This window comes from Streptomyces sp. CY-1 (genome assembly GCF_047218265.1).
GTDB lineage: Bacteria > Actinomycetota > Actinomycetes > Streptomycetales > Streptomycetaceae > Streptomyces > Streptomyces niphimycinicus.
In genome coordinates, this window is the sequence record NZ_CP178393.1 from 5,350,189 (window position 1) to 5,363,201 (window position 13,013).

A 13,013-nucleotide genomic window follows, 5' to 3' on the forward strand; every position below is an offset into this window, starting at 1 on the left:
CCGCGGCGGCCCGGCACGGCGGCCCCCACAGGCCCGGCCCCTCAGCCCGACACGCCCCGCTTCGCCCGGTCGCCCGCCCCGTCCACGGCCCGCGAGAGCAGCTCGGTCAGATGGCCGTTGACCACCTCGGGATGTTCGAGGATCACCAGATGCCCGGCCTCTTCGAGGATCACCAGCTCGGCGCCGGGGAGCAGCTCCGCGATCGCCTCGCTGTGTTCCATCGGGGTGATCAGGTCCTTGTCGCCCGCGAGCACCAGCACCGGCCGCCCGTCGAAGTGCGGCAGCGCGGCCGCCTTGTCGTGGGCGATGAACGCCGGGTAGAACTCCGCCACCACATCGATCGGCGTGGCCTCGATCAGCCGCTCGGCGAACCGCGCGACCCCCGGGTCCACGTCCTTCGAGCCGAACGAATAGCGCTTGATCAGCCCCGCGAAGAGATCGGCGGTGGCCCGCCGCCCCCGCTCGACCAGGTCGGCCTGCCAGCCCAGCGCCTTGAGCAGCCCCGGCAGCACCCGCCGCACCGCGTTCACCCCGACCACCGGGAGGCCGAAGCTGACCTCGCCCAGGCGGCCCGCCGAGGTGCCGATGAAGGCCGCTCCGATCACGCGCTCGCGCACCAGGTCGGGGTACTGCGCGGCGAGCGCCATCATCGTCATCCCGCCCATGGAGTGGCCGACCAGCACCAGCGGGCCCTCGGGCGCGGCCGCGTCTATGACCGCCTTCAGATCGCGGCCGAGCTGGTCGATGCTGATCGCCTCGCCGTCCGCCTGGGCGCAGCCGCGCGCCGAGCGGCCGTGGCAGCGCTGGTCCCAGTAGACGGTGCGGACCACTTCGCGCAGCGCGGAGCGCTGGAAGTGCCAGGAGTCCTGGCCGAGGCAGTAGCCATGGCTGAAGACCATGGTGACGGGGGTGGGGGTGCGGCGCCCGAACCGCCGCTTGCGCCGCGGCGAGGGCGCGGCGGCGTTCTCCCGCACCTCCTCCACCTCGTAGTACAGCTCGGTGCCGTCGTCGGCGATCGCCCTGCCCGGGGTGCCGCGCAGGGTGCCGTAAGGGCCCTCGGCGTCCAGTGCGAGCCGGGCCTTGCGCCGTACGCCGCGGCCGACCGTCAGCCGCTCCAGCGCGACGCCCGCGGCCGCCCCCGCCGCGAGCACGCCGATCGTGGCTCCCGCGAATCCGGCGCCCCGGCGCCAGCTCACGGCTGTGGCCCCCGCCGCGACTCTCGTCGCCATCTCTGCCGTACTGCCGGCCGTGCTCTCGTCGCCCATGGTCAGTTCCCTGTGCCCCCGTCCTCACCTACATAAACGCGGGGAATCCGGGCCGAGATTCGGGTCACGATCTCGTAGGCGATCGAGCCCACGGCACGTGCCCAGTCCTCGGCGGTCGGCTCGCCCCGGTCCCCCGGGCCGAACAGCACCGCCTCGTCCCCCGGGGCGGCGGTGTCCCCGCCCAAGTCCACCACGAACTGGTCCATGGCGACCGTACCCGCGATGGTCCGCCACTTCCCCGCGACCAGCACCGGGCCGGTGCCCGAGGCATGGCGCGGAATGCCGTCCCCGTACCCGACGGGCACCAGCGCGAGGGTCGTCTCGCCGGGGGTCACATAGCGGTGCCCGTAGGAGACGCCGTGTCCGCCCGGCACCCGCTTGACGGAGGCGAGCGCGGCGGAGAGCGTCATCACCGGCCGCAGGCCGAAGTCGGCGGCCGTGCCGAGTTCGGGGCTCGGGGAGATGCCGTAGGTGGCGATGCCGGTCCGTACGAGGTCGAAGTGGGACTCGGGCACGGTCAGGGTCGCCGGGGAGTTGGCCAGATGGCGCACCTCCGGCCGCAGCCCCGCCCCTTCGGCATGCGCCACCATGTCGCGGAAGACCGACAACTGGGCGCCGATGGAGGGGTGGCCCGGCTCGTCCGCGCAGGCGAAGTGGGACCACAGCCCCGCCACCCGAATGGCCCCTTCCGCCTCGGCCGCTCGGGCCTCGTCGACCAGCGCGGGCCAGTCGGCGGGCTGGCAGCCGCTACGGCCGAGCCCGGTGTCCGCCTTGAGGTGGAGCCGCGCCGTACGGCCGCACGCGCGGGCCGCCGCGACGGCCTCGCGCAGCGCCCACAGCCCGCTGGCCGAGACGTCGATATCCGCCTCGATCGCCTGCCGCCACGGGCCGCCGGGCGTCCACAGCCAGCACATCAGCCGGCCCGTGTCCCCCGCCGCCCGCAGCGCCAGCGCCTCCTCGGGCGTGGCCGCGCCCAGCCAGCTCGCGCCCGCCTTACGGGCGGCACGCGCGCACGGAATCATGCCGTGGCCATAGGCGTCCGACTTGACCACGGTCATCAGCTCGGCCGTGGGTGCCGCGTCGCGCAGCACCCTTACGTTGGCCCGTAGGGCGGCCAGATCGACCACGGCACGGGCGCGCATCGGTGTCTCGTCCATCTCCGTCAGTCTCTCAGGCCGATCAGCCCACCGGAGTGTGTGCTTCCACGCACGGAGTGCCCTCTGTTCGGGAGACTTAAGAGCATGAGGATTGCCTACAGCGTGGAGACCGTAAGGGCCGCCGAGCGCGAACTGATGGCGCGGCTGCCCGAAGGAGCGCTCATGCAGCGCGCGGCGGCGGGGCTCGCGGCCGCGTGCGCCGATCTGCTGGGCCGGGTGTACGGCTCCCGGGTGGCCCTGCTCGTCGGCAGCGGCGACAACGGCGGTGACGCGCTCTACGCGGGCGCCCGGCTGGCCCGGCGCGGCGCCGGGGTCACGGCGGTGCTGCTCAACCCCGACCGGGCGCACGGGGGCGGCCTTGCCGCCTTGCGGGCAGCGGGCGGGCGGGTGGTGACCGCCGGTGACGCGGCGGCGGACGGCGGCCCGGCGGCGGACGGGAGCGCCGAAGCGGCCGTGGCCCGCGCCGACCTCGTCATCGACGGAATCGTCGGCATCGGCGGCAAGGGCGGGCTGCGGCCCGACGCGGAGCGGCTGGTCCGGGCGGTGCGCGGCATCGCCGTCGCCGTGGACCTGCCCAGCGGGGTCGACGCCGACACCGGCGAGGTACGCGGCTCCGCCGTGCGCGCGAACGCCACGATCACCTTCGGCGCGTACAAGCCGGGGCTGCTCATCGACCCCGCCCACACCCACGCGGGCGCCCTGCGGCTGATCGACATCGGCCTGGGCCCCCATCTCCCGGCCGACCCCGACGTGGAGGCGCTCCAGCACGAGGACGTGGCGGCGCTGCTGCCCCGGCCGACGCCCGAGAGCGACAAGTACCGGCGCGGCGTGGTGGGCGTCGTCGCGGGCTCCGCCCGCTACCCGGGCGCGGCCGTCCTGGCCGTCTCGGGGGCGCTGCGGGGCGGCGCGGGGGCGGTGCGCTACGTCGGCCCCGCCGCCGACGACGTCATCTCGCGCTTCCCCGAGACCCTCGTCCACACCGGTCCCCCGGCCAAGGCGGGCCGCGTCCAGTCGTGGGTCGTCGGCCCCGGCCTCGGCGACGGAGCGGCGGCCAAGCACTCCCTGGACGACGTCCTCGCCTCCGACGTCCCGGTCCTGGTCGATGCCGATGGGCTCCACCTGCTGCCCACCGGGAGCGACGTGCGCAAACGCGAGGCGGCCACCGTCCTCACCCCGCATGCGGGCGAGGCGGCGGCGCTGCTCGGCGTGAGCCGCGAGGAGGTCGAGTCGGGCCGCCTCGCCGCCGTGCGGACCCTGTCCGAACGCTACGGCGCGACCGTCCTCCTGAAGGGGTCCACCACGCTGATCGCCGCCGAGCACCAGCCGGTACGCGTCAACCCCACCGGCACCGGCTGGCTGGCCACGGCGGGCAGCGGCGATGTGCTCTCCGGCCTGATCGGCTCCCTCCTCGCCACGGGCCTCCCCGCCCGCGATGCCGCCTCCGTCGGCGCCTACCTCCACGGCCTGGCCGCCCGCCGCGCCACGACCCCGCATGGCGCCCCCATCGCCGCGTACGACGTCTCGACGGCGCTGACGGACACGTGGCGGGACGTGCTGGCCTGAGCACACCCTAAGCAGTCGATCGGCTACTTTGAGCGATGTGACTGTCGGAGTGCCGCACCGTGGCGGCCGGGCCGGGTGGTGGGCCCTGGCCGGGCTGGTCACAGCGCTGGCCACGTTGGTCCATCTCCTTGCCTGTGCGCACGGACCGCAGCGGATGGGCGGCGTGGATTCGCTGAGTGCTGTCCGCTCGGCGGCGACGGCGCCCGTCGCGACCGGCGACCATCTCCGGGCGGCGGACGGCGATGCCGCCTCGCGCTGTCACGACGGCGACGAGCCCGGCCGGGTCCAGCAGGACTGCCCCCTGACGCTTCCCGGCGCGGTGGCCGCCTCCGGCGCCGCGTTCGCCGCGGATGACATGCCGTCGCCCGGTTGGCAGGCGGGGGCGGGCGGGGGCAAGAGGGCGCCGCCCGCCGGGGGCCGGGCGGTACTGGGGGTCTGGCGGATCTAGAAGGGGCCGCGCACGGAGCGGGACGCGGACCGTCGCCGTTCCCGTGTCCGCGGCGGTACGCAGGCCATCTTCTTCGCCAACCCGAGCGGCCGGCCCCGGAGCGGGCCGGGCCGTCGAAAGAGACGCCGATGAACACCATCACCGCTGTGACTTCCCCCTGCCCTCCCGCCGGCCTGCTGGCCGCGACCGCACCCAGCGCACGGACCCCGGCCGGGCTGGTCGGCAACACCCCGCTGCTGTGGGTGGGCGAGCCGTTCGCCGCCCCGGGCCGCGGATTCTGGGCCAAGCTGGAGGGCGCCAACCCCGGCGGAATCAAGGACCGCACCGCCCTGTACATGGTCCAAGCCGCCTGCGACCGGGGCGAGTTGCTGCCCGGCGCCCCTATCGTGGAATCGACCTCCGGCACCCTGGGCCTCGGCCTGGCGCTGGCCGGGAACACCTTCGGCCACCCCGTCACGGTGGTCACCGACCCCGGCATGGAGCCGATGATGAGCAGCCTGCTGGCCGCCTACGGCGCCACCGTCCACGTCGTGGCGCAGCCGCATCCGGCCGGCGGCTGGCAGCAGGCCCGCCGGGACAAGGTCGCCGAACTGCTGGCCGCCCACCCGGACACCTGGTGCCCGGACCAGTACCACAACCCCGACAACGTGGCCGCCTACCGGCCGCTGGCCCATGAGCTGGTCGCCCAGCTCGGGCGGATCGACGCCCTGGTGGTCAGCGTCGGCACCGGCGGCCACTCGGCCGGTGTCGGCTCGGTGCTGCGCGACTTCTTCCCCGACCTGAAGGTAGTGGGCGTGGACACGACCGGCTCCACCATCTTCGGCCAGCCCGCCGCCCCGCGGCTGATGCGCGGCCTGGGCAGCAGCATCCATCCCCGCAACGTCGCCTACCACCTCTTCGACGAAGTCCACTGGGTCGCCGCCCCCGAAGCGGTCTGGGCCGCTCGGCGGCTGGCCCGCTGCCACTACGCCACCGGCGGCTGGAGCGTGGGCGCGGTCGCGCTGACCGCCCGCTGGCTCGCCGGGGTCCTGCCCGCCGAGGCCCGGATCGCCGCGATCTTCCCCGACGGACCCCAGCGATATACCGGCACCGTCTTCTGCGAGACCTACTGCCGCGAACACGGTCTGCTGTGCCACTTCCCGCCCGACGCACCGCAGGAGATCGCCCATCCCCGGGAGCGGACGGTCACCTCCTGGACCCGGTGCACCACGGTGACCGACCCGCTCGCCGACCTCACCCACACCACGGCGGTGCGGCGATGAAGGCCCTGTGGCGCAGCACCCGCTCCTTCCCGCCCAGCGCCCAGCTCCTGATGGCGAACCAGTTCGCCATCAATCTGGCGTTCTACATGCTCATGCCCTACCTCGCCGCCCATCTGACGGGGGACCTGGGCCTGGCGGCCTGGGCCGTCGGCCTGGTCCTCGGGGTGCGCAACCTCTCCCAGCAGGGCATGTTCCTGATCGGCGGGACCCTCGCCGACCGCTACGGCTACAAGGCCCCGATCATGGCCGGGTGTCTGCTGCGGACCGGCGGATTCGCGCTGCTGGGCTGGGTGGACGCGCTGCCCGCCCTGGTGATCGCCTCGGCGGCCACCGGTTTCGCCGGCGCGCTGTTCAACCCCGCCGTCCGCGCCTACCTCGCGGCCGAGGCGGGGACGCGGCGGGTGGCGGCGTTCGCGACGTTCAACGTCTACTACCAGGCCGGGATGCTGCTCGGCCCACTGGTCGGCCTCGCGCTGCTGGCCGCCGACTTCCGCCTCGTATGCACGAGCGCGGCATTGATCTTCGCGCTGCTGAGCGTTCTCCAGTGGCGGGCCCTGCCCGCCCGCCACGCCGACGAGACGGCGGGCGAGGGGACAGCGGGGGTGCTGGCCCAGTGGCGCACGGTCGTCGCCAACCGACCGTTCCTGCTCTTCTCCGCCGCGATGATCGGCTCCTACGTACTGACGTTCCAGGTCTACCTGGCACTCCCGCTCGCCGCCGACCGGGCACTGGGCACGGACGGCACAAAGGCCACCAGCGGCCTGTTCGTGCTCTCCGCCGCCGTCGCGGTGGCCGGACAGTTGCGGCTGACCGGCTGGGCCAGGCGGCGCTGGAGCGCGGACCAGGCCCTGGTCCGCGGGCTCACCCTGATGGGCCTGGCCTTCCTCCCGCTCGCCCTGACGCCGTCCGCCACCGCGGCGGTCGTGACCGCGCTCGCCGCCGCCGTAACGCTACTCGCGGTGGGCAGCGCGGTGGTCTACCCCTTCGAGATGGACACCGTCGTCTCCCTCGCCAGTGGCCGCCTGGTGGCCACCCACTACGGGCTCTACAACACCGTCTCCGGGCTCGGCATCACCCTGGGAAACCTGGCCACCGGCGCGATCTGGGACCACGCCCAACGCCACAACGTCGCCTGGCTGCCCTGGCTGGTGCTGACCGCCACCGGTCTGGGCTGCGCGGCGGCCGTGCGCGCGCTGGCCCGCAACGGGCGCCTCACCACCGCACCCCGGGCCGCGCCCGCCTGATCGCACCCGCCACCAGGCGGCCCGGAACCAGCCCGGCGGGTGGCCGCAGGACGACGGGAGGGGCCGCACCCACCCAACACCCGCGCCCACGGTCCGCACTCCGAGTGCGGGCCGTGGGCGCCTCCGGCGGACAGCCCCCACCCCGCCCCTTCCCACAGCATCAATACGCGGCTCCGCCGCGTGGGGGGCTCCGCCGCGTGGGGGGCTCCGCCGCGTGGGGGGCTCCGCCCCCTAGACCCCTGCCGGGGCTCCGCCCCGGACCCCGCTCCTCAAACGCCGGAGGGGCTGAATTCCCGGCTCCGCCTCGCCCCGCTCCTCAAACGCCGGAGGGACTGAAATTCACGCCACCGGCGCGCGGACGCCGACGAGACGGGAGGGGGCGGGGTCGCAGGGGTGGTGTCCTGGACGCTCTCGCATATTTGTGGCGCCAACCCCCGGCCCACACCACGCCCCCGAGCACCGGCGCCGTAAATACGCGGTCCAGGGCGCCGCACCGGAGGCCCCGCCCCCGGCACCCACCACACAACCCACCGCGCACCTCAGCAACCACCACGCACCCGCACCCGCACCCGCACCCAGCAGAACCCTCACCCAGCGGAACCCTCACCCCTCCGCGATCACCACCGCCGACGCGACCCCCGCGTCATGGCTCAGGGAGACATGCAGCCCCCGCACCCCCAGCCGCTCCGCGCATACCGCGACCGTGCCGCGAACCGAGAGACGGGGGCGGCCGCTCGGCTCGGTGAGGATCTCGGCGTCCGTCCAGCGGAGGCCGCCGGGGGCGCCCAGGGACTTGGCCAGGGCCTCCTTGGCCGCGAAGCGGGCTGCCAGGGAGGCCATACCGCGGCGTTCCCCGCTCGGCAGCCACAGTTCGCGCTCGACGAAGAGGCGGTCCGCCATCCCGGGCGTGCGCTCCAGCGCTTCCGCGAAACGGTCGATACCGGCCACGTCGATGCCCACGCCGACGATCACGCCGTCATCCGTCGGGTCACTCCACGGTCACCGACTTCGCCAAGTTCCTGGGCTGGTCGACCTCGTTGCCGCGCGCCGTGGCCAGCTCGCACGCGAAGACCTGGAGCGGGACGGTCGCGACCAGGGGCTGGAGCAGCGTAGGCGTGGCGGGGATCTCGATCAGGTGGTCGGCGTAGGGGGCCACCGTCTCGTCCCCGCGCTCGGCGATGACGATCGTGCGGGCGCCGCGCGCCCGGATCTCCTGGATGTTGGAGACGATCTTGTCGTGCAACACGGACCGCCCACGCGGCGACGGCACGACCACCACGACCGGTACGTCCTGCTCGATCAGCGCGATCGGCCCGTGCTTCAGCTCGCCCGCCGCGAAGCCCTCGGCGTGCATATACGCGAGTTCCTTGAGCTTGAGCGCGCCCTCCAGGGCGACCGGGTAACCGACATGCCGCCCCAGGAACAGCACGGTGTTCTTGTCGGCCAGGGTGCGGGCCAGCTCCCGTACCGGCTCCATCGTCTCCAGGACCTCCTCCACCTGGGTCGCGATCTCCGACAGCTCGCGGATCACGGAGAGGATCTCGTCGCCCCACTTGGTGCCGCGCACCTGGCCCAGGTAGAGGGCCACCAGGTAGCAGGCCACGAGCTGGGTGAGGAACGCCTTGGTGGAGGCGACGGCGACCTCGGGCCCGGCGTGGGTGTAGAGCACCGCGTCCGACTCGCGCGGAATCGTGGAGCCGTTCGTATTGCAGATGGCCAGCACCTTCGCGCCCTGCTCGCGCGCGTGGCGCAGCGCCATCAGGGTGTCCATGGTCTCGCCGGACTGGGAGATGGCGATCACCAGCGTCCGCTGGTCCAGGATCGGATCGCGGTAGCGGAACTCGCTGGCCAGCTCCGTTTCGCAGGGGATCCGGGTCCAGTGCTCGATGGCGTATTTGGCGATCATGCCGGCGTGGTAGGCGGTGCCGCACGCCACGATCACGACCTTGCTGACCTCGCGCAGCACCGAAGCCGGGATGCGCACCTCGTCCAGGCAGAGGTTCCCGGCCAGGTCGATCCGGCCGAGCAGGGTGTCGGCGACGGCCTTCGGCTGCTCGGCGATCTCCTTGAGCATGAAGTAGTCGTAGCCGCCCTTCTCGGCGGCGGAGGCGTCCCAGTCCACGTGGTACGGGCGGACCTCGGCCGGCGCCCCCTCGAAGTCGGTGACGACCACACCCTCCCGGCGGGCCTCCACGACCTGGTCCTGGCCCAGCTCGATGGCCTCGCGGGTGTGGGCGATGAAGGCGGCCACATCGGAGGCGAGAAACGCCTCGTCCTCGCCGACGCCGACGACCAGCGGCGAGTTGCGGCGCGCCCCGACCACCACATCGGGCGCGTCCGCGTGCACCGCGACCAGCGTGAAGGCGCCCTCCAGGCGGCGGCAGACCTGGCGCATCGCCTCGGCGAGGTCGCCGCAGGACGAGAACGACTCGGCGAGCAGATGCGCCACGACCTCGGTGTCGGTCTCGGAGGCCAGATCGTGGCCGCGCTCGGCCAGCTCGGCGCGGAGCGCGGCGAAGTTCTCGATGATGCCGTTGTGGACGACCGAGACCCGGCCCGCGTTGTCCAGGTGCGGATGGGCGTTGGCGTCGGTGGGGCCGCCGTGGGTGGCCCACCGGGTGTGGCCGATGCCGGTACTGCCGGTGGGCAGCGGGCGGTCGGCCAGCTCCTTCTCCAGGTTGGCCAGCTTGCCCGCCTTCTTGGCGGCCGCCAGTCCGCCATCGGCCAGCACGGCGACACCCGCCGAGTCATAGCCGCGGTACTCCAGCCGCTTGAGCCCGGCGAGGACGACATCGAGGGCCGACTGCCCTCCCACATAACCAACGATTCCGCACATGGACGCAGCGTACGACCCCCGGGGTGGCAGACCGACAACCGGCCACGCCCAGGCCCCTCGCATGCCGTGCATAATGCGCACGAGCGGCTGGGGGGCCGCCCTTTTACTTTTCACTTCCCTGGGGGGGATCGTGCGCCATATCACCATGCCGTCCGTCGCCGTACTGCTCTTAGCGCTCGGCACCGGCTGTTCATCGGCTTCGAACGAGAAGGCCCGCGTCGCCGAGAAACCAGGCGCGAAGGCCGGAGCGAAAGCGTCCGCCACGAAAAGCGCGGACGGCAGACCCATCGACATCATCCGCAGCGCCGTGGCGAAGGCCCGCGCCACCAGCGCGCGGATCGACGAGACCGTGGTGACCCGTGGCGAGGGCAAGGAATTCACCCTCTCCATCGCGGGCCCGTTCGACCTGGCCGCCGACCGGGGCAAACTGTCGGTCGACTTCCCGGACGGCGCAGTCGACCACATGGACGAGGTCTTCAACGGTGGCAAGGTCTATCTCACCCGCACCGTGCCCAAGGGCCACTGGGCCGTCATCGACCGTGCCAAGGCCAGGGCCCACTCCCTGCTGCGGGCCCCGCTGAACGACCCCGAGCTCGTCCTGCGCCAGGCGTCGGCCATCCGCGACGTGTCGGACCGGGGCACGACCACGATCGACGGCCGTCCGGTGCACCTCTATCGCGGCACGCTCGACTACCGGACGCTCACCCTCGGCCTGGTGGACGAGCACCGCGGGCGGCTCGACGCGGTCCGGAAGGCGATGGGCGGCGGGCTGCCCTCGTCCGCGCGGGTCTGGGTGGACGCGGAGGGACGGCCGGCCCGGATCGAGCTGTCCGCCGCGCTGAACACGCAAACCGTCACCGCCACCATGGACCTGACCGACTTCGGGAAGCCCGTGAAGGTGACGGTCCCGGACCCGTCCAGGACCATCCCGACCGACGCCGTCTCGGGCGTGCTCCCCGGGTGACGTTTCCTCCGGCCCCGGGCCGGGGTGACCGACCCCACGCCCGCGCACCGCTCACTCGGCCGGTCCCTGCCATGACAATGAGGGGGTGATCACGTCAAGCGCGCGCGCGGCGCGCACCGTGCGCGGCCCGCAGCGGCGGAGCGGCGAGGCAACCCCGTATGTGGATCTGTCCCGCGCCGAGTGGAGCGCGCTGCGGGACAAGACCCCGCTGCCGCTGACCGCCGAGGAGGTGGAGAAGCTGCGGGGGCTGGGCGACGTCATCGACCTCGAAGAGGTGCGGGACGTCTATCTGCCGCTGTCCCGGCTGCTCAACCTCTATGTGGCCGCCACCGGCAATCTGCGCGGCGCGCTCAACACCTTCCTCGGCGACACCAAGCGGGGCAACGGCGCCCAGCCCGGTACGCCCTTCGTCATCGGCGTGGCGGGCAGTGTCGCGGTCGGCAAGTCGACCACCGCCCGGCTGCTCCAGGCGCTGCTGGCCCGCTGGCCCGAGCATCCGCGGGTGGAGCTGGTCACCACCGACGGCTTTCTGTATCCCAACGCCGAGCTGCGGCGCCGCGGGCTGATGTCCCGCAAAGGGTTCCCCGAGAGCTATGACCGCAGGGCGCTGACCCGCTTCGTCGCCGATGTGAAGGCGGGCCGGGCGGAGGTGTCCGCGCCGGTCTACTCGCACCTGATCTACGACATCGTGCCGGACGAGCGGCTGACCGTGCACCGCCCCGACATCCTGATCGTCGAGGGGCTCAATGTGCTCCAGCCCGCGCTGCCGGGGAACGACGGGCTGACCCGGGTGGGGCTCGCCGACTTCTTCGACTTCAGCGTGTACGTGGACGCCCGGACCGAGGACATCGAGCGCTGGTATCTGGGCCGCTTCAGGAAGCTGCGGGAGACGGCCTTCCAGGACCCCTCCTCGTACTTCCGCAAGTACACCCAGGTCTCCGAGGAGGAGGCGCTGGACTACGGCCGGATGATCTGGCGGACCATCAACAAGCCCAATCTGAAGCAGAACGTCCAGCCCACGCGGGGCCGGGCGACGCTGGTGCTGCGCAAGGGGCCGGACCACAAGGTCCAGCGGCTGTCCCTGCGCAAGCTGTGAGGAGCGTACGTACGCCATGCTGCACTTGCGGTTGATCGTCCCCGCCGAGCGCACCGAGGCGGTGGTAGGCGCCGTCGAGCGGACGGTCGGCACCGCCCATCTGGTGGTGCTGCCGGGCGCCGCCCGCGACCCCGCGGGGGACGTCGTCATGTGCGACGTGGCACGCGAGGCCGGGGACGGGCTGCTGGGCGAGCTGCGCGAGCTGGGTCTTGACGAGACCGGGTCGATCGCGGTGGAGAACATCGACCTCTCGCTGTCCCAGCGCGCCGACAAGGCGGAGGAGGAGGCGCCCGGCGAGGGGGCGGACGCGGTCCTGTGGGAGCACCTGGCGGAGGCCACCCATGAGGAGTCCACGCTCTCGGTCACCTATCTCGCCTTCCTCGTCATCGCGACGATGATCGCGGCGTGCGGTGTGGTGCTGGACAACGCGATCCTGATCGTCGGCGCGATGGCGGTGGGGCCGGAGTTCGGGCCGCTGGCGGGGCTGTGCACCGCGCTGGTGCGGCGCGCGCCGCGGCTGGCCGCGCGATCGGCGATCGCGCTGCTGGTCGGGTTCGCCGCGGCGATGGCGCTGACCACCGGCTTCAGCATCGCGATGGACGCCGTGGGGCTCTTCGGCAGGGACATGCTGGAGCGCGCCCGGCCGAACACGGACTTCATCTGGAAGCCGGACATGTTCTCGTTCGTGGTCGCCGTGCTCGCGGGGATCGCGGGAACGCTTTCGCTGACGTCGGCGAAGTCCGGGGCGCTGGTGGGGGTGGCGATCTCGGTGACGACGGTGCCGGCGGCGGCCAATGCGGCGGTGGCGCTGGGGTACGGGGAGATCGACCAGATGTGGGGCTCTACGGAGCAGCTGCTGCTGAATTTGGTGGGGATCGTGGTGGCGGGGACGCTGACGTTGGGAGTGCAGAAGGCTTTGTGGGGACGGCGGGGGTAGCTCCCACCGGGGCTCCGCCCCGGACCCCGCTCCTCAAGCTGCCCCAGCTACCGCTTGGATGTGCCCCCTGAGGGGCTGGATTTTCCAGCCCCTCAGGCGCGAGAAGTCCGGTGCGGTTCGGTTGCGCCCCGAAGGGGCGCGGGGCTGTGCCGTTGTGCGGCTCCGCCGCGGCTGTGTCGATGTGCGGCTCCGCCGCGTGGGCGACCAGCCACGACGCGGCCGCGGAACGACCGCACCTTGC

General features: G+C 73.1%; 11 protein-coding genes. 7 read left to right on the plus strand and 4 right to left on the minus strand.

Annotated features, from left to right (window positions below):
* Positions 1–41: 41 nt before the first annotated feature.
* The gene (locus tag ACK1X7_RS22825; RefSeq protein ID WP_385114456.1) at positions 42–1,265 is read right to left on the minus strand and encodes an alpha/beta fold hydrolase; all 1,224 of its coding nucleotides are present in this window, start codon (positions 1,263–1,265) and stop codon (positions 42–44) included.
* A 2-nt stretch (positions 1,266–1,267) separates the two neighbouring features.
* The gene (gene alr, locus ACK1X7_RS22830; protein WP_385145496.1) at positions 1,268–2,422 is read right to left on the minus strand and encodes an alanine racemase; all 1,155 of its coding nucleotides are present in this window, start codon (positions 2,420–2,422) and stop codon (positions 1,268–1,270) included.
* Positions 2,423–2,506: 84 nt separating this feature from the next.
* On the opposite strand from alr, the gene ACK1X7_RS22835 reads away from it, so the two are divergent.
* From ACK1X7_RS22835 to ACK1X7_RS22850, 4 genes are all read left to right on the plus strand, one after another.
* Positions 2,507–3,985, plus strand: a complete 1,479-nt coding sequence (locus ACK1X7_RS22835) for an NAD(P)H-hydrate dehydratase (protein ID WP_413115585.1) — start codon at positions 2,507–2,509, stop codon at positions 3,983–3,985.
* Positions 3,986–4,022: 37 nt separating this feature from the next.
* Positions 4,023–4,433 (plus strand): hypothetical protein, encoded by a 411-nt coding sequence (locus ACK1X7_RS22840; RefSeq protein WP_385145500.1) that lies wholly within the window; start codon positions 4,023–4,025, stop codon positions 4,431–4,433.
* Positions 4,434–4,561: 128 nt separating this feature from the next.
* Positions 4,562–5,695 (plus strand): PLP-dependent cysteine synthase family protein, encoded by a 1,134-nt coding sequence (locus tag ACK1X7_RS22845; RefSeq protein ID WP_390794439.1) that lies wholly within the window; start codon positions 4,562–4,564, stop codon positions 5,693–5,695.
* Positions 5,692–6,939, plus strand: a complete 1,248-nt coding sequence (locus ACK1X7_RS22850; RefSeq protein WP_390794438.1) for an MFS transporter — start codon at positions 5,692–5,694, stop codon at positions 6,937–6,939. Before ACK1X7_RS22845 ends, ACK1X7_RS22850 begins: the two co-directional genes overlap by 4 nt.
* A gap of 603 nt (positions 6,940–7,542) precedes the next feature.
* On the opposite strand, the gene ACK1X7_RS22855 is transcribed toward ACK1X7_RS22850, so the two are convergent.
* Positions 7,543–7,911 (minus strand): holo-ACP synthase, encoded by a 369-nt coding sequence (locus ACK1X7_RS22855; RefSeq protein WP_208515769.1) that lies wholly within the window; start codon positions 7,909–7,911, stop codon positions 7,543–7,545.
* Between the two features lie 16 nt (positions 7,912–7,927).
* On the minus strand, positions 7,928–9,775 hold the full coding sequence (gene glmS, locus ACK1X7_RS22860; protein ID WP_216342596.1) for a glutamine--fructose-6-phosphate transaminase (isomerizing): 1,848 nt from the start codon (positions 9,773–9,775) through the stop codon (positions 7,928–7,930).
* A gap of 130 nt (positions 9,776–9,905) precedes the next feature.
* Here glmS and ACK1X7_RS22865 point away from each other — a divergent pair, with 130 nt between their 5' ends.
* The 3 genes from ACK1X7_RS22865 to ACK1X7_RS22875 all read left to right on the plus strand — a co-directional run bounded on the left by ACK1X7_RS22865 (position 9,906) and on the right by ACK1X7_RS22875 (position 12,772).
* On the plus strand, positions 9,906–10,739 hold the full coding sequence (locus ACK1X7_RS22865; protein ID WP_413115586.1) for a hypothetical protein: 834 nt from the start codon (positions 9,906–9,908) through the stop codon (positions 10,737–10,739).
* Positions 10,740–10,857: 118 nt separating this feature from the next.
* On the plus strand, positions 10,858–11,835 hold the full coding sequence (coaA, locus tag ACK1X7_RS22870) for a type I pantothenate kinase (RefSeq protein WP_385157569.1): 978 nt from the start codon (positions 10,858–10,860) through the stop codon (positions 11,833–11,835).
* Between the two features lie 16 nt (positions 11,836–11,851).
* Positions 11,852–12,772: a DUF389 domain-containing protein gene (locus ACK1X7_RS22875; RefSeq protein ID WP_385157563.1), complete on the plus strand. Its 921-nt coding sequence runs from the start codon at positions 11,852–11,854 to the stop codon at positions 12,770–12,772.
* The last annotated feature ends 241 nt before the right edge of the window (positions 12,773–13,013 follow it).

Excerpts from the sequence above, each read along its gene's own strand:
- ACK1X7_RS22825 (WP_385114456.1), bottom strand. The coding sequence starts at position 1,265 with ATGGGCGACGAGAGCACGGCCGGCAGTACGGCAGAGATGGCGACGAGA.
- alr (WP_385145496.1), bottom strand. The coding sequence starts at position 2,422 with ATGGACGAGACACCGATGCGCGCCCGTGCCGTGGTCGATCTGGCCGCC.
- ACK1X7_RS22835 (WP_413115585.1), top strand. The coding sequence starts at position 2,507 with ATGAGGATTGCCTACAGCGTGGAGACCGTAAGGGCCGCCGAGCGCGAA.
- ACK1X7_RS22845 (WP_390794439.1), top strand. The coding sequence starts at position 4,562 with ATGAACACCATCACCGCTGTGACTTCCCCCTGCCCTCCCGCCGGCCTG.
- ACK1X7_RS22850 (WP_390794438.1), top strand. The coding sequence starts at position 5,692 with ATGAAGGCCCTGTGGCGCAGCACCCGCTCCTTCCCGCCCAGCGCCCAG.
- glmS (WP_216342596.1), bottom strand. The coding sequence starts at position 9,775 with ATGTGCGGAATCGTTGGTTATGTGGGAGGGCAGTCGGCCCTCGATGTC.
- ACK1X7_RS22875 (WP_385157563.1), top strand. The coding sequence starts at position 11,852 with ATGCTGCACTTGCGGTTGATCGTCCCCGCCGAGCGCACCGAGGCGGTG.